The following is a 15,102-nucleotide window of genomic DNA, read 5'->3' as shown; positions in this document are numbered from 1 at the left end:
CCCGTCTGACCAACGTGCTTGTCGGCCAGATCGGCTTCAAAAATCATCCGAGAGCAGAGGCGCTCGCGATCCAACGCTGGCGCGGCCAACAAAGCCCGCGCCACGGCACTAACATCTCCGTGCAAGATGGGACGCATCGGCCAATCTACCCAATAGCCAGGTTGGCCGCCAACCCCGGCCCATAGCTGGCCGAGATTTGTGCCACCCTCACGTCGTAGGCTTCGTCTACGTTATCCGCCGTTTTCATTGCCTCCGTATAAACCCAACTCGGCTGGGTCACGATTTGCTCTCGCACCAATGAGCCGTTCGCGCGAATTTGAACCAGATAAGATTCGCTTTCTTCTTCCAGCGGCACGTCCAATCCAGCCCAGTCATCTCCATCCAGGCGAGTGCGACGTATCCAAGAGAACTGATCGCCTGCAGCCGAAACAACCGCCCTCAGATGCACTGGAGAGTATGGTCGCAATCCATTCCCGTCGAACGCCTCGACTAGGTGAACAAAAGACGGGTCGTCATAGCCCCGTGTCGCCGGACCGATACGATAGTGTTTGCTCACTCTCCGCTCGGATCGCAACAGGCTGGTTTGATAGACGCGCTGGTCCAAGAGCACAAACATCGACCCCTCGGGCCAAGTGTCTGGGATAAGAACATCTGTTCCCAACTGCCCACGCAGGCGCCCGGACAAGGTGTAGATGCCGCCGTCTTGCAACGCCGCATCGGCGAACTGGAAAAGCTCCCAATTGCCGGGCGTCCCATCGCCGATTGCGGCCAAGTTGGCACCGTTGAGCAGCGCCTCGCGCGGGCGGGATTCGAGCGCACCGTCGATCAGATTGACGCGTAGCGGCGCACCTTCGTCCCAAACACCGGCACTCGCCCGCATCAGCGGGGTCTCGGTGAAACCGATGACTGCCTGCCCCGAGATCACTTCTTGCAGGGCGTAGTCTTCATCATTGGCTGCAGAAAAGACTGCAACGCTGCCCGGCCACGGATTGGCCGACGTGGCAAGATACGGGGCATGCGGCTGCTCTGATCCGGTTATGAGTGGCAGGTCCATGAATACAGGCAAAACCGGAACCGGCGCGACAAAACGTGTGGCTGTCACGACGTCATCTGGCAGGTCGGAGGGCGTATAGACGCTTGGCTCGATCCGAACAGCCTCGACCAGTTGCAGGTCAGCCTGTTCCAGACGGTCGATGCGATACCGAGCCCCATCGCCTTCATTTTTCAAACTGATAACATCACCTGCCCCCAGATGCAGCATCGAAGGCGGCAACGCGAACCTGGCTGTCTCTCGCGAGACTCTCGCTTCGCTCAGCCAGCGTTCCGCGGTTTGTCGACCTTCGGCTCGCGTCATCGACAGAGGCATTTCGTTCACGGACACCGAATGCGTACGTTCATCTGGCAAAACGGCCTCTTCCGAGACAACATCATGGTCGGCATCTGATTGCACGAACCGCAGTCGCACGCGACCGGTCAACTCGGCTTCAGCTTCCCTGCGATACTCAACCTGTCCTTCGATATCAGAGCTGTCGGCAAGAATATCTGTGTCCAGTTCTATGATCTGACGACCATCACGCATCTGAAACAGCAGCACTCCGTCTCTCTCGATGGCGTCGAACCCATACCGCAGCATCAACGGCTGCAATGCAGCGCGCGGACTGCTCACGTCCTCAATCGCATAGCCCCGAACTACGCCATAAAGGCGCGAAACGTCGATATCCGTCACCCCGGCGCCGTGGCAGATTTCGGTAACCACCGAAGCCAGAGTACGCGTGCCAGATCGCCCATTCAGCCAGTGACCTCGGGAATAGTTTGCGCCATCGCTCCACTGACTGCGCAGGTTTGGGAATGTCGGATAAGGACGCGCGTCCCAAGCCCAGACAAAAGCGTTCTCCATATCAACCATCCGACCGGCATATTGATCTGAAACCGGATTGATCGCGGGATCGGACCAATAACCCAACACTGCCTTCAGGTATTGAACCTGCATAAAGTCGTCGCGCAGGCCATTGGAGTATCTCGGCAAGCTGGACTCCGAGGATTTGGGGTCCAGAAATTTGTTCGGCTGATTTGTGCCCTTGTCTACGGCAGCGCACCCCAGTTCCGTGAACCAGATCGGTTTCGAACCAGGAACCCATTCCGTAGGATCAACCTGACGTGTTCCGCCGATGCGCTCGTGATGTGGCTGCGACCACCAATTGCGCAAATCCTTGTATCGCCAGATCCAGGCCTCATCGTGCTCGCTGTCCGTGATTGGCGTCCGGATCTGGGCCTCGGCCTCTTCAGGCGAGGCATAGTACCAGTCATACCCCTCGCCGCCTTCAATATTGCCGCGCAGGTAGTCGAGGTTGTAGATCGAGTGCGCCCCAGATTGCGCGTCCAGATGATCCACGCCATCCCGCCAATCCGAGAGTGGCATGTAGTTGTCGATGCCCACGAAGTCGATATTGTCATCCGCCCATAGGGGGTCGAGGTGGAAGTATCGGTCCCAGGATCCATCATTGGGTTGATAGCCAAAATATTCGCTCCAATCCGCAGCGTAGCCTATCTTGGTGTCCGGCCCCAAAATCTTGCGAACTTCGGCGGCGAGATTGCGCAGTTGCTGGACGGCTGGAAAACCAGACAGCCCCCGGATTTGTGTCAAGCCACGCATCTCGGACCCTATGCAGAACGACTCCACTCCACCTGCGGCTTTACACAATGCCGCATAGTGCAAGATAAACCGGCGCATGCCCCATTCCTGCGGGCCAGCATAAGTCACTTCAACATCGCCTACACTAAAATCACTAGCGCGCGCATCACCGAAGAACGCCGCCACCTCGGCATCCGCCCCAGCCGTCTGATCCGGTGAGCTACCTCGCCCCGGTGCGACACTGAGCGTGATCCGACCGCGCCAGGGTAAATGCGGCTGATCATTTGCGTCCGACCACGGATCAGGCAGGCCATTGCCCTGTGCTTGATCCATCAGGATAAACGGATAGAACATCACGCGTTTACCGATGCTATTCATGTGCCGGATCGCTTGCACCACCGACTGGTCTGCGGGGGTCGCTCCGTAAACCGGACGGCCGTCCTCGTGTCGCACAACCTGGGCAGCGCTGCGGTTCACCCCTGATACGTGCCAAGGCATGTTTCCGCCTTCGTACTTCTTGTGCAGAACTTTGGGTTGAAGCTGGCACTGACCGCAACGCAGATCATCTCCGAACCACGACACGATCAGTGAGGCCGCATCGCAGGCCGGTAGTTCAGCTTGCAGCGCCCGGGTCGATGTCATCAAGTCTGGCTCACCAGAAGCAGAGTTTACATTCGCGGCCCAACTCTGCCCTCGCCCTTTGGTGTAGTTTACCTGCTTGCTGGCCAGCGCGTATTCTCCGGTCCCCGGCATCAACGCCACGCCCCGGATCGTTCTGGACAAAGCCTCGGGCGTATCCGGCAATCCGGACTGATCCTGCCGTACAACCTCGAACGAAAACTGCGGTACCCGGTTTCCGAACGATGCCAGTTGCAGATCTTCGATAACCACATAAGCAGTGCCGCGATAGGCGGGCACCTTACCTGTGCCCTCGATTGCCTCGATCAGGGAGTCTGGCAATTGATCCTCGGTCCCCTGGTAAACGCGCATGTTCAAACCGGCACGTTCCAGTTCTTCTCCATCTGCCCAAATCCGCGGGACATCTGAAATCTGGCCTGCACCAACAGCAATCGCGAGAGATATTGAGTAGCTATAACTGTGTGCGGTCGTTGTGACCTCAGGCGAACTCGGAGATCCCTTGCCGCCCCCGCCTAATTGTGTGGTCGTGCTTGTGCTTTTGGTTTCCAGGAAATCAGACGCCCAAATTACCTGACCACCCACCCGCATTCGTCCGAAAATCGTGGCAATCGGGGCACCTTCACCGGTTTCCGTCAGTCGGAAGCGGTCCAGACGTCCTGTCTCGACGACTTCGCTGCCACTTCCCATAACAGATTGATTCATCAATCGCTGGTCGATAACCCGGCCAAGGGTGGCCCCAACTGCGCGTCCAATAATTGCCGTCGACAACCCCGCAACCGTGCCGCCTATCGCGCCGCCGAGTGCTGCGCCCGCAGCAGACAGTACAATTGTAGCCATTCAAATATCCTCCAGCGGGAACTCAAAACAGGCGACCGCCCGGCGGCGCCAGGGGTCGCTCAGCGCGTTTTCGACAACGCCGTATCCGGAATAGGCATGGATAAAACGCGGTACAGGACCGGTTTGGCTGATGATGCCCAAATGCTTAGCAACCCTGCCATCACGCATGCGAAACAACAAAACATCGCCCGCAGACAAATCGTTTAGGTTTTTTTCAATCAGGTGTCGGCGCGCTGCGTCCCACAAGCGTTCCTCGCCCTGAGGCTCCGACCAGTCCATACTGTAAGTGGGAACAGCTTCGGGTTCGCACCCTGCCAACGCGCGCCACACCCCGCGCAACAAGCCCAGGCAATCAGTGCCAGCCCCCTTGACCGAAGCCTGATGCACATACGGGGTTCCCAACCAACTGCGCACCTCATCCAGAATGTCCTGTCTGCGTACAGTCATCGTCTGCTGCCCCCATTGTTTGAATTTCCTTGTTTGGGAACCGCCATTACCCAATCTTCACCCGGCAGATCAGGGAAGCCCTGAAAATTTATGAAATTATTGAATTTTTTCAGACAATTACTCATGCTCTTGTCGCAACCTGCCGTTAACCGCACCCGATCCCCGACAGCCAGGCCACCACCAATGTCAGACCAGAGCGATATGCAACGCCCGCCTGGGATGATCTCGTCCATTTTGATCGCAGCCCACAATCCTGTGGCGCGCCCCGAGACGACATCCAGCCTGCCTCGCTTAAACCACCCCGATACCGGAGACGTCGCACCTTTCAGTTGCAATATGCTGCCTGCAGTTAACTCGGTGACCTCTGCCTCAACCCAATAGCCCGGCGTACCGAGGCTAAACTTGCAGGAACCGTCTCCTAAAACAGCTGTGCAGGGTTTCTGGTATATCCGGCCCATCGGCTGGTTCAGCAAATCGGTCAAGCCTCGCAATTCTGCGTGAAACGCACCACCGGCACGCCTCATCTCGCCTATCGACCCCCTGAATTGCAGTATGCGCTGATCAGGTGCAGCCCAGTTAACTAGCCACGCGCGTACTTCCGCACCGTCGAAACGACCAGCCTCAATGTCGTTCTCCGTGACTGCAGCATCAGAAAGCGCGCCCATGGCCTCGGAATTGTCAATGGAAAGACCAGTGGCCTGCTCAATCGCGGTGGCCGTCAGGCCTGTACTGGCTTTGAAAGTGATCCCCTCAAAGCTCAATTCCATGTCATGATCGGTAAATCCGAATTCCTGCCCATCCGGGCGCCGGATTGCCCAGCATCGGCAAGTTGTAGTCAATCCGCGTTGCAGATGGTTGTGCAGCCCTTGTTTGTCGCCACTCATCAGACACGCACCTCGATGACCGGAACATTGGGCACATCGCCGGCTTGGAAACTGGCGACACTGGTCTGAATCTTGTCGGTGTCAAACCGAACCGGGACGTCAAATTCAAACCCAGCGGTAATTTCCACCCCTTCCGGTGGTGAGGCTGAAAACGTGACTAGCCCATTGGAGAGGTCTACCTCAAAGTCTACGCCTTCACGCATGAGATCTTGCTCCAAACCGATCATCACCGTCCCAAGAACAGGTTTCACAATCGGCCGGACATAGCTGAATCCGCCAGAGCTGTATGTCTTCGCTAATTGAAACTCGGTTTGAGTACCATTGCCCACCGCAATGACCTGATCACCGTGGCTTACATCAGCAGTGGCCGCACCAGATTTGTAATCCGACCAGTCTTTCCACCGAAAGCCGAACATCTGCCCCCGACGAGCCTCAAAAAATGAGACCAAAGTCTCGATATCGTTCAACGAGCGCATCCCAAACCCAGCATCATATCGGCGTCGGGAATGCGCCCAGGGCGTGTTGCGCTCTTCAAATCCGTTGGCCAGCGTCACAACATCTGTGCGTCGCTCCGGGCCGCCAACCGAGTCAAAACTGAGGCTGGCGGGAAATCTGACTTCGTGGAAATTCATGACCTGCTCCCTCGTGTTATCTGTTGCGATTGCCGCGGCCCAAGGCGCGGCTCATCTGGGCGGCGATCTGGCCCTGGCTGCGCCTGAACCCCTGCACGTCCGGAGTGGTGATATTCATCACCACATTCACAGCGCGGCCGCCGCCTGAGGTTCGCACACCAAGCTTGCCATCCGGACCGCGTGCCAATGGCATGATGGCTTCAGGCCCGGCTTCTCCCATGAGTCCTGTGCCACCGCGCATGGGAAAGGTCGTGGGCCCGCTGATCACACCGCCATTGGCAAAAGGCATAACGCGCCCCTGCGAGAAGCTACCACCGTCGGCAAAGGGCAAAATGCCCTGCACTAGACCGCCGACTGTGTTGGCAAGCATCCCTCCAAAATGATCCGTCACCGGCCGGATCGCGGCCGAATACGCCGTCCGGATCATTGAGTTCTTTAGAACATCCAATGCGTCCGACAGATTCATGCCGTCCAGAACCACGCCATCAAACGCCTTTCGCAAGCCGCCAGATATACCGCGCTCCAACGTCGCAACATCTTTACCCGTCTCCTCAAACGCGGCTCTGATCCGTTTCATCTGACCATCGAAAGCCGCCGCCATCGACGCCGCATCCCCCAGCGAGTCGCCCAGCGCCTCGCCCCTTTCCTGCAGGTCGTCGAACCCGTCACTATCTGTCATCACGCTCTCCTTGTTCTTTGTCCGGGAAAGCCGCCAGTAAGGCATCTAAGCCCGCCCGGTTCATCGCCAGTATCCCGGCACCCTGCCCCAGCATCAGCCGTAGCTCGGCCGGAGTCAGACGCCAGAACTGCTCGGGCGTCAGGCGCAGACCGACCAACCCGGCCCGCATCAGGTCGGACCAGTTGAAGCCGCTCATGATTGCCCTGGCGCCATGAAGGCCCGCGCCAGCAGCTCAGCCGCCACGCGCGCACCCGCCATCGGGCCACCATCAATCTCGGCATGCAGCAAGTCGGCGCGGGTCACATCGGCGCCACCACCGCGCAACCCCGCTACGATCAGCGCCAGCACGTCGGCGCTGGAAAAGGCTCCGCCTTCGAACCGCTGAACCAGTTCAACCAAAGACCCGGTGCCCAGTTCCTGTTCCAACTCCGCCAAAGCGCCCAACGTCAACTTGAGCACCCGCCGTTCACCATCGATGGTCAATTCCACCTCGCCCGTCCACGGATTAGCCATCGGATTACAGCGCCGTAAAAGTCAGCGCACCGGCGCTCGCCAGGCTCATCTCGTAGGTCGCCTCTCCATTATGCGAGCCTGCATATTCAATGCTCGTCACCTGAAACTGGCCTTCAACAATGCCGAAGTCGGGAATGATCACCTGAAAGCCCGGCGTTTCACCGTCGAAGAACAGCTGCCGTGCGCGCTCATCAGTACCTTCGTCCTTGAACACGCCCGAGCCCGAAATCGAGGCAGATTTAACCCCCGCTCCGGACAACAGCTCACGCCATCCGCCCTGACTCTCCAGGCTGGTGACATCCACACTTTCCGCGTTGAAACTGACCCGCGTGGCGCGCAACCCCGCGATAGTCTCGAACAGGCCCGAGCCGTTCATATCCACTTTGACCAACAGGTCTTTTCCGTTCTGGGCAGCCATGTGCTTTCTCCGTTGATTGCTTAGTCGTCTTCCACGCGGGCGCGGAATCTCAGATCGATCTGGCGGATTGCTCCACCGGTTCCCGTACGTCGGGCGGAAGCGCGTTCGAACCACAGGCCCACCAGATGACCACGGTTCAGCGTCAGCGCCGCGCCATCCAGCGCATCGCACACAGCCCCGGCCAACGTCTTGGCGGCACCAAAGCCCGCCGCCTCAGAGACAACCGAGACCACGAACCGGTGCACCGCGCCCCCGCCCGATCGGTCCGAGGCCTCCCGCACTTCTTCCGGGCCCAAAGTCACGTAGGTCTGAGGCAACACGCCCGAAGGCACCGCGTCATAGATCGCGCCGCTTGAAAGCGCGCCCACCTGTACATCCCCCGTTAACCGTTGAAACACCGCCGCCTGCAACGCGGCTGACACGCCATAGCTCATGCCGCCACCTCTTCATCTGCAAAACAGGTCAGGTACTGGGCACGCGGGTCTCGCTCGGCCACCGCGCGAATTACAAACCGGCGCGCGCCCTCGCGAAACCGGTGATCCGGCGCGGGTCGCATCGAAGACCCCTCGGGCGCCCCCCGCACCACGATGCGGTACCCGACACGCGACACCGAAGCGCCACCCACCGCGCGTTCCGCCCCGCTGCGCGCCGTGACCTCAGCCCAAAGCACGCCCAGCGCGGCCCATGTCTCGGTGTAGCCTCCCGCACCATCAGCCACACGCACAGCGGCCTCCAGCACCAGCTTGCGGTTCAATCGCGGCGCGCTCATTGCATCACCCCAGCGCCGAAGCGCACTGTGCGATAGCGCTGGATCAGGCTGGTCACACCAAAGGGCATGCACCCCGCGCCCAGCGCCGTCTCATCGCGATATTCGTAATAATGCGCCGCCAATAGCAGCACCGCTTGGCCCAGATCAGCGGGCAGCCCGCCCCAATCCGCAGCCATCCCGGCCGTGAAGGTGATCTTTACCGCGCCGCCGGTCTGCACCTTTGGCAAACAGGACTCCGCCGGACGCAACCGAGGGCGCTGCGTGTCACGCTCCAACCCGTAAGTCGCCGCGTCCACCTCAGTCTCGGCCCCAGCCGCATCCGTCAGCTTCACCGCAACAACCGCCCCGACCGGAGCCACCGGCAGAACTTCACCGGCAGGATCCCGCCAGCCATACAGACTCCATGAGAACTCTCGTTCTATCAGCACCTTGCCCGTTCGCGCCTCAATGGCTGCAATCGCGGCACGCAGAAAACCCTTCAGCACCTCGTCCTGCACGCTATCCTCGGCGAAACCAGTTCCCAGCCGCAGATGCGCCTTGAACTGATCCACCGGCAGCGCTGCATCCGCGATGGCCGTTTCTTCGATCGACATCATCCATTCACTCCGCAATCTCGGACCCCTCCGGGGCCGCATCCTTGGAAAAAGACGGGCACGCGCCGCCCCACGTTGCTCGGACGGAGGGGAGCAGCTAGACAACGCAGGGGATCTCACCCCGGCCCGTACCCGCCGCCCGAAGGGCCAGTTGCCCGGCCCCCCGGATCCGCCACCGCTTAGGCGGTGCCGAATTTCACCAGCTTGATCGCAGCAAAGTCGCTCACGTCGCCGCCAACGCGCTTGGTCGCGTAGAACAGGACATGCGGCTTGGCGCTGAACGGGTCGCGCAGGACGCGCAGGTCGGGACGTTCAGCGATGGTGTAACCGGCATGGAAATCACCGAAGGCAATCGAGAAGCTGTCGGAGGCCGCATCCGGCATGTCCTCGGCGATCAGCACCGGATAGCCCATCAGACGCGCAGGCTCACCCGCGGCCAGCCCGTCCGACCACAGGAAGCGGCCATCGCTGTCCTTCAGCTTACGGATCAGACCGGCGGTTTTCGAATTCATCACGAAAGTGCCGTTCACGCGGTACTGGGCGCCCAGCGCATAGACCACGTCGACAATCGCATCCGCCTCGACGCCGCCATCGATACCGGTGGGCACGTAGCCGATATTGCCCCAGGCCCAGACATCATTATCGACCTTGGTGTGGTCCAGAATGCCCTTCGGTTTGTCGGCGCCATCGCCCGAGATGAACGCAGCGGCCTCGGCGCGGGCGAACTTGTCGGCGATACGACCGGCCAGCCAGCCTTCGACGTCAAACGCGCTGTCATCCAGCAACCGCTGCGAGGCTTTGGGCAGCGCGCTGAGTTCGTGCAGCGCAATCGAAATGCGGTCGATCGAGGGGGTAGCGGTTTCGGTCGCGGCCGCAGTTTCATCAGCCCAGCCCGCACCTACGTCGGTATGGTCGATCAGCACGTCGAACGAGTTAGCCTCGACGTTCACCACCGACGCAATCGAGCGGATCGACGCGGTGGATTTCAGCACCGATTTGATGATCTCGGCCGTTTGCGGATCGACCAGATAACCGCCATCGCTGTTGACTGCGGTCGACAGCGACTTGGCCTCAATCTCCAGCCCGCGCAGCCCATCATCTTCGCCCGAACGCACATAGGCGTCGAATGCCTTTTGATGCGGGGCACCGTCCTCGATCGAGGCCGCAAGATGCGGGCGCGCCGCGATGGTTGATTTACGATCCAGCATGGTCAGTCGCTCTTCTGTCTGTTGCAGTTTGGTTTTAACTTCAGCCTTCAGGCCCCTGAATTCATTCACGAAGCCAGCCATCGCCTGCTTCACCTCCTGAACCAGGGGCGCACCCTCTCCGGTCAAGGCCGGGGTCTCGGTCTTGCTCATCAGCACTTCCTTTTTGGGTGGGGGTTGAGGCGCGCTAGGTCCGCGCCAGCTCCTGCCGGGCGTGATCAAACACCTCGGCAATACTGCGCCAAGTGTTCTCAGCGTCAGGCTCGGTGCCCTTCGCCGCCACCCGCGCACTGGGCAGCATCGGGAAGGTCACCAAGGACACTTCCCACAGCTCCAGTTCGGTCAGGACCCGCTGGCCCTTGTCATTCTTCACGGCCCGTTTGGTGCGATAGCCAATCGACAGGCCATCCATCGCGCCCGCCCGGATCAACTCCGCCGCCTCACGGCCCTTCTGCGTGCTTTCCAGCAGACGTCCTTTGACCCACAGGCCCTTGTCGTCTTCGCGCACCTCGTCCCAGACACCGATGGGCTGCGCCGGATCATGCTGCCACAGCATCTTGACCCGCTGACCAGCCTTGGCCAGCTCGTCAAGCGAGCTGCGATATGCCCCGCGCTGCACCACATCGCTGCCCTGATCGACCTGCCCAAACAGACTGGCATAGCCCTCAATCACCGCATCCTCGGATACCGAAAGGCCGTCTCCGAACCGAGCGAATTTATGCTCTAAATCCACGAATTTCTCCACGTAACCAATTGAAATTATGGCGTTACAACCAGAATGGACTGAAAGGCCTGCGCCAAGATCACCGCCACCACGCCGTAGACTGTCAGCCACAACCGCTTCTCCAATCGCTCCATCATCTCTTCGATCTGATCCAATCGTCTGCACAGGTGCGCATGCTGAATCTCGGCCACCCGCTCATGTGCGGCCAGACGCAGGCCCGGCGCGCACTCGAACGGAGGATACCCGTCAGACATCGGCACGCTCCGGCAGCCCCAGAAGCGCCCGCTTCTCGGCATCAGTCAGGAAATCGGCCCCATTGACCCGCGCCCACTGCGCATCGCGTTCCGCCGATAGCGCGGGCACCTGATCCAGATCGGGCTTCAGCACCAGATCTTCGTTGATGAAACCCGTCAGCCATTCCGACACCGCCGCCGCCACCCGCGTCACCAGGGGCAGCACGGTCAGGCGGTAAAACGCCCGGTTGGCCTCCTGATAGTTCGAATAGGTCGCGTCGCCTTGTATTCCCAGCAGCATCGGCGGGACCCCAAAGGCCAACGCGATCTCGCGGGCGGCGGCTTCCTTGGTCTTTTGAAACTCCATATCGGACGGAGAGAAACCCATCGGCTTCCAATCCAGCCCCCCTTCCAGAACCATCGGCCGTCCGGCGTTCCGCGCCCCACGATAATTCTGCTCAATCTCATCTGAGAGGCGTCGGAACTGATCTTCGGCCATCACCCCATGGCCGTCGCCCTTCCACACCAGCGCCCCCGACGGCCGCGCCGCATTGTCCAACAGCGATTTCGACCAGCGCGACGCGCTGTTATGCACATCAATCGCCATCGCCGCCGCCTGCATCGGTGAGAACCCATAATGATCATCCTGAGGGTGGAACGATTTAATATGGCAGATATTTTCCGCCGCGAACCGATGCTTCTTGCCGCCCACCGCGTAATCATACGCCTTGGGCCAGCCATCCGCACCCGGCACCACACTCATCCGGTCCGAACGCAGCACATGCAGCTCAACCGGCAACCCCTCTTCGGCCTGAACCGCCTCAACATAGGCATTCCCCGACAGCAGCAACTGCCCGAACAATGCCTCCATCAACTCCGCCCGCCCCTGCGCCGCATTCGGACGGCGCATGAGGCTCAGGATCGGATGCGCATCATAGCGCTGCGCCTGATCCTGCAGTACCAACGGCAGTGCCGCCGCCGCCTCGGCAATCAACTTGACCGAGCGAAACCCTACAGGGTTCCCCGAAAACCCCGTCCGCGTCAGCGACACTGCGTCCCGAGGGCTCCACGCTACGCGCCCACCGGTTTGCCATGCCACCACGGGCCCCGCCGCGCTCGCCTTCGCCTCGGGTGCTTCCTCAGCTGATCCACGACGCAAGAAATCGAAAACCATGTCCAGATGCTCCTTTCTGTCGCCGCTCTGCCCGGCTGGTTGAAAAGAGTTATGGCGGCTAGAAGTTTAATCCTCCGGAATAGGGCGTACTGGGATTTGGCAACACTCAACGCAGGTCGGAAAAACAGCTTCCGCACAACGAAAACCTTCTGGGTCCGTTGGCACAGCCTAAAGGGTGGCCATTTTCCGGCGAATGGCTATTGATGGACTTGTTTGCCATCACACCAGAGCCAAGCAGTATGACACCGCAATATCCCGAAGACAGAAAGCGCTTGGAAAGCCGATCTCTTGTGGTGGCCATGTGGGGCAACCTGTTCATGGCTGCGGCGGGTCTACTGGCAGGAATTCTATCCAATTCTAACGCGATCATGATGGATGGTCTGTTTTCCCTGATCGGTTTTGGTTCTGCCTTACTCGGGCGGCGCATCAGTCTTCGAATTGACGCGGGGCCTGACAAACTACGGCCCTTCGGTTACGCCGCTGACGAGGCCATCTTCGCAACGTTCCGGTCACTTTCCCTGCTTGGCCTGGTCTTGTTCGCCGTCGCGAACGCGCTCAAGAGTATTTACAGCTACCTCAATGGCATGGTGCCCGAACCACTGATCTTTGCGCCAATGATCACTTACTTTTCCGTCATCGGGGTCACTTGTGCAATTCTTTGGGGTTTTCACTATTTCACTTGGCGGCGAACCGGGCGAAACAGTTCGATCCTGCAGGTTGAGGCCAAGGCTGCTATGTTTGACGGGCTTGTCACAGCGGCAGCTGGCGTAGGCCTTGGCGCAATATACATGTTCAGGGACGGGCCCCTTGCATCCATTGCCCCGGTTGGGGACTCAGTGATCGTGATGCTGTTGTGTTTGCTGGCGATCGGTTCGTATGTCCGGGATTTCCGTGGCGGATTGGGCGAGTTGGCTGGCATCAGCGCAAGTCCGGCGAAGCTTGCTGCTGCCCGACGGTCGTTGCGCGCCGCAATCGCCGAAGATGGCGGGACGTTACTGGACATGTCGGTTACGAAGTTGGGAAGAACGTTTCTGGTATCCGTTTATTACGACCCTGATCGCGCGGTTTCAGCGATGGAGGTCGACCGCTTGAACCTGCGTATGATCCGGGATGCGCGTCAGGCTCTACCCGGTGCGGATGTCATGCTAATGATTACAGAGCATCCCCGGCGTTGGCCGGACGAAATGAACCCCAATTGATCTGCTCAAAAAGCTATCACATTGTTTGGGAAGGCTTACCCCCGACCGAGGTCTGACTCTCACCTCACAGAGACCGTACTCTTGGTCGCCGATACCCCGCCGCAGGCCCGACCATCAATTCATGTAGCGCCCAGACCAGCGCGTCGACCCGGTCGGGAGAGCCCTGCCCCTCGAACCCGCGCGCGGTCATCTGGCACATCTGTTCCTCCAGCGCGTCCAGCCCGGCCACGTGGCTAACCCGACCCTGCTCGTACAGTGCCGCCATAGGCTCCGCCCGTGCAACCTTGCCGCGTGACGCCCGCACAGCCCGGAACGGGACTAGAGGATCCACCTGCCGCACGACCTCTTCCACCAATTGACCGCCCTGATTGACCTCAGCCACCAGCCGTTCGGCCCCGAACTCATCCATCGCGTCAATCGCCGCCTGCGCCCAGCCCGCCGGACCAACGCCCTGCACCGTCCGGTCGGCCAGCACGAACGCCCGCCACGCCTCGGGCGGACCCTGTAGCTGAGCCCCCACGACCACGATCCCGCAAGCATCCGCACCTGACCCTGCCGTCACCGCCGGGTCCAGCGCCACCACGATCCGATCCAACGCGGGCACCTGCGAACAGCGCGCCGCCTCCAGCATCGAGCCCGTCCACAATGCCCCCTCGGCATCCGATAGCAGCACCCCGTCCAGTTCCTGTCGCCCCAGCCGCGTACCCGCATAGCGCGCCCGCACTTCGTCCAGAAACGAGTCCGCCAGATTGGCCCGGTTCGCCTCGGTCGGCGCGTGGGTCTGCACGGTTGACGGAGACGTCAGCAAATTCTTCAAAACCTTCACGTTGCGCGGAGTCGTGGTCACACAGACCCGAGGCCGCTCCCCCAACCGCAATGCAAACTGCAGCATGTCCCAAGTCTCGCCAGCCTTCTTCCACTTGGCCAGTTCATCCACCCAGGCTGCATCGAACTGAGGTCCCCTCAACCCCTCGGGATCATGCGCCGAGAACGCCTGCGCCTCGGCCCCATTTGGCCAGATAAGCTTACGCTCCGACGCTTTCCACTGCGGTCGCCGATCCGGCGGTGAACACTGCAATATTCCGCTATCTCCAAAGATCATCACATCCCGTACCTGATCGTAGGTTTCGCCCACCAATGCCACGCGGCTGGCCTCTCCGCGATCCAACGGTTTCGACCCTTCGACCATCGACCGCACCCATTCAGACCCCGCGCGCGTCTTACCCGCACCACGCCCGCCCATGATCACCCAGGACCGCCAGTCGCCCTCAGGCGGCAACTGGTGCGGCAAAGCCCAAAACTCGAACAGGAAAGGGAGGGCGCACAGCCCTCCCTCCCCGATCTCACTCAGAAATCTGTCCCGAACCGCAGCATCGGCGGAGGCGAGCCAACCTGCACCCGATTTCAAATCGAGCGCGCTCAAGGTCGAGCGCATACCCCCCTTGGGCAATTCCGGCTTGTCTGTGATGTTGTTCGACAAAGCTTGTCTCCACTTTCTGACAACTTCGGATCAGCCCCTCTAAC

17 protein-coding genes are annotated in these 15,102 nt (G+C 60.2%); 1 reads left to right on the top strand and 16 read right to left on the bottom strand.

The features are described 5' to 3' along the window. Window positions 1-145 precede the first annotated feature (145 nt). The 15 genes from ABLN94_RS01355 to ABLN94_RS01285 form a co-directional block, all read right to left on the bottom strand. On the bottom strand, window positions 146-4,108 hold the full coding sequence (locus ABLN94_RS01355) for a baseplate multidomain protein megatron (protein ID WP_352988423.1): 3,963 nt from the start codon (window positions 4,106-4,108) through the stop codon (window positions 146-148). Beyond that, entirely contained in the window at window positions 4,109-4,555 is a 447-nt protein-coding gene (locus ABLN94_RS01350) for an NlpC/P60 family protein (protein ID WP_352988421.1), read from the bottom strand. Then, window positions 4,552-5,439: a DUF2163 domain-containing protein gene (locus ABLN94_RS01345; RefSeq protein ID WP_352988419.1), complete on the bottom strand. Its 888-nt coding sequence runs from the start codon at window positions 5,437-5,439 to the stop codon at window positions 4,552-4,554. Before ABLN94_RS01345 ends, ABLN94_RS01350 begins: the two co-directional genes overlap by 4 nt. Next, window positions 5,439-6,071 (bottom strand): DUF2460 domain-containing protein, encoded by a 633-nt coding sequence (locus ABLN94_RS01340; RefSeq protein WP_352988418.1) that lies wholly within the window; start codon window positions 6,069-6,071, stop codon window positions 5,439-5,441. Before ABLN94_RS01340 ends, ABLN94_RS01345 begins: the two co-directional genes overlap by 1 nt. Window positions 6,072-6,087: 16 nt before the next feature. Next, window positions 6,088-6,750, bottom strand: coding sequence for a phage tail tape measure protein (locus ABLN94_RS01335; RefSeq protein ID WP_352988416.1), 663 nt, complete (start codon window positions 6,748-6,750; stop codon window positions 6,088-6,090). Next, window positions 6,740-6,946: a rcc01693 family protein gene (locus ABLN94_RS01330; protein WP_352988414.1), complete on the bottom strand. Its 207-nt coding sequence runs from the start codon at window positions 6,944-6,946 to the stop codon at window positions 6,740-6,742. The genes ABLN94_RS01335 and ABLN94_RS01330 overlap by 11 nt, the downstream gene beginning before the upstream one ends. Beyond that, window positions 6,943-7,263: a gene transfer agent family protein gene (locus ABLN94_RS01325; protein ID WP_352988413.1), complete on the bottom strand. Its 321-nt coding sequence runs from the start codon at window positions 7,261-7,263 to the stop codon at window positions 6,943-6,945. Before ABLN94_RS01325 ends, ABLN94_RS01330 begins: the two co-directional genes overlap by 4 nt. Before the next feature lie 4 nt (window positions 7,264-7,267). Continuing rightward, complete coding sequence (locus ABLN94_RS01320; RefSeq protein WP_352988411.1) at window positions 7,268-7,681, bottom strand: phage major tail protein, TP901-1 family; 414 nt, start codon at window positions 7,679-7,681, stop codon at window positions 7,268-7,270. 20 nt (window positions 7,682-7,701) lie between these two features. Continuing rightward, window positions 7,702-8,115 carry a DUF3168 domain-containing protein gene (locus ABLN94_RS01315; protein ID WP_352988409.1) on the bottom strand — a complete coding sequence of 138 codons (414 nt, stop codon included), beginning with the start codon at window positions 8,113-8,115 and terminating at the stop codon, window positions 7,702-7,704. Then, window positions 8,112-8,450 carry a head-tail adaptor protein gene (locus ABLN94_RS01310; RefSeq protein WP_352988408.1) on the bottom strand — a complete coding sequence of 113 codons (339 nt, stop codon included), beginning with the start codon at window positions 8,448-8,450 and terminating at the stop codon, window positions 8,112-8,114. The genes ABLN94_RS01315 and ABLN94_RS01310 overlap by 4 nt, the downstream gene beginning before the upstream one ends. After that, complete coding sequence (locus ABLN94_RS01305) at window positions 8,447-9,046, bottom strand: head-tail connector protein (protein ID WP_352988406.1); 600 nt, start codon at window positions 9,044-9,046, stop codon at window positions 8,447-8,449. Before ABLN94_RS01305 ends, ABLN94_RS01310 begins: the two co-directional genes overlap by 4 nt. Window positions 9,047-9,222: 176 nt before the next feature. Next, entirely contained in the window at window positions 9,223-10,401 is a 1,179-nt protein-coding gene (locus tag ABLN94_RS01300) for a phage major capsid protein (protein WP_352988404.1), read from the bottom strand. 34 nt (window positions 10,402-10,435) lie between these two features. Then, window positions 10,436-10,981: an HK97 family phage prohead protease gene (locus ABLN94_RS01295; RefSeq protein WP_352988402.1), complete on the bottom strand. Its 546-nt coding sequence runs from the start codon at window positions 10,979-10,981 to the stop codon at window positions 10,436-10,438. Window positions 10,982-11,007: 26 nt separating this feature from the next. After that, complete coding sequence (locus tag ABLN94_RS01290) at window positions 11,008-11,226, bottom strand: GTA head formation protein, RCAP_rcc01685 family (protein ID WP_170489631.1); 219 nt, start codon at window positions 11,224-11,226, stop codon at window positions 11,008-11,010. Next, complete coding sequence (locus ABLN94_RS01285; RefSeq protein WP_352988400.1) at window positions 11,219-12,379, bottom strand: phage portal protein; 1,161 nt, start codon at window positions 12,377-12,379, stop codon at window positions 11,219-11,221. Before ABLN94_RS01285 ends, ABLN94_RS01290 begins: the two co-directional genes overlap by 8 nt. 239 nt (window positions 12,380-12,618) lie before the next feature. On the opposite strand from ABLN94_RS01285, the gene ABLN94_RS01280 reads away from it, so the two are divergent. Further along, window positions 12,619-13,578 carry a cation transporter gene (locus ABLN94_RS01280; protein ID WP_352988398.1) on the top strand — a complete coding sequence of 320 codons (960 nt, stop codon included), beginning with the start codon at window positions 12,619-12,621 and terminating at the stop codon, window positions 13,576-13,578. A gap of 64 nt (window positions 13,579-13,642) precedes the next feature. On the opposite strand, the gene ABLN94_RS01275 is transcribed toward ABLN94_RS01280, so the two are convergent. Beyond that, window positions 13,643-14,869, bottom strand: a complete 1,227-nt coding sequence (locus ABLN94_RS01275) for a DNA-packaging protein (protein ID WP_352988984.1) — start codon at window positions 14,867-14,869, stop codon at window positions 13,643-13,645. Between the last annotated feature and the right edge of the window lie 233 nt (window positions 14,870-15,102).

Source organism: Ruegeria sp. SCP11 (assembly GCF_040329455.1).
GTDB lineage: Bacteria > Pseudomonadota > Alphaproteobacteria > Rhodobacterales > Rhodobacteraceae > Ruegeria > Ruegeria atlantica_E.
The sequence above is the reverse complement of the archived record's forward strand: the minus strand, read 5'-3'. Positions and strand labels throughout refer to the sequence as shown.

Excerpts from the sequence above, each read along its gene's own strand:
- ABLN94_RS01355 (WP_352988423.1), bottom strand. The coding sequence starts at position 4,108 with ATGGCTACAATTGTACTGTCTGCTGCGGGCGCAGCACTCGGCGGCGCG.
- ABLN94_RS01350 (WP_352988421.1), bottom strand. The coding sequence starts at position 4,555 with ATGACTGTACGCAGACAGGACATTCTGGATGAGGTGCGCAGTTGGTTG.
- ABLN94_RS01345 (WP_352988419.1), bottom strand. The coding sequence starts at position 5,439 with ATGAGTGGCGACAAACAAGGGCTGCACAACCATCTGCAACGCGGATTG.
- ABLN94_RS01340 (WP_352988418.1), bottom strand. The coding sequence starts at position 6,071 with ATGAATTTCCACGAAGTCAGATTTCCCGCCAGCCTCAGTTTTGACTCG.
- ABLN94_RS01335 (WP_352988416.1), bottom strand. The coding sequence starts at position 6,750 with ATGACAGATAGTGACGGGTTCGACGACCTGCAGGAAAGGGGCGAGGCG.
- ABLN94_RS01330 (WP_352988414.1), bottom strand. The coding sequence starts at position 6,946 with ATGAGCGGCTTCAACTGGTCCGACCTGATGCGGGCCGGGTTGGTCGGT.
- ABLN94_RS01325 (WP_352988413.1), bottom strand. The coding sequence starts at position 7,263 with ATGGCTAATCCGTGGACGGGCGAGGTGGAATTGACCATCGATGGTGAA.
- ABLN94_RS01320 (WP_352988411.1), bottom strand. The coding sequence starts at position 7,681 with ATGGCTGCCCAGAACGGAAAAGACCTGTTGGTCAAAGTGGATATGAAC.
- ABLN94_RS01315 (WP_352988409.1), bottom strand. The coding sequence starts at position 8,115 with ATGAGCTATGGCGTGTCAGCCGCGTTGCAGGCGGCGGTGTTTCAACGG.
- ABLN94_RS01310 (WP_352988408.1), bottom strand. The coding sequence starts at position 8,450 with ATGAGCGCGCCGCGATTGAACCGCAAGCTGGTGCTGGAGGCCGCTGTG.
- ABLN94_RS01305 (WP_352988406.1), bottom strand. The coding sequence starts at position 9,046 with ATGATGTCGATCGAAGAAACGGCCATCGCGGATGCAGCGCTGCCGGTG.
- ABLN94_RS01300 (WP_352988404.1), bottom strand. The coding sequence starts at position 10,401 with ATGAGCAAGACCGAGACCCCGGCCTTGACCGGAGAGGGTGCGCCCCTG.
- ABLN94_RS01290 (WP_170489631.1), bottom strand. The coding sequence starts at position 11,226 with ATGTCTGACGGGTATCCTCCGTTCGAGTGCGCGCCGGGCCTGCGTCTG.
- ABLN94_RS01285 (WP_352988400.1), bottom strand. The coding sequence starts at position 12,379 with ATGGTTTTCGATTTCTTGCGTCGTGGATCAGCTGAGGAAGCACCCGAG.
- ABLN94_RS01280 (WP_352988398.1), top strand. The coding sequence starts at position 12,619 with ATGACACCGCAATATCCCGAAGACAGAAAGCGCTTGGAAAGCCGATCT.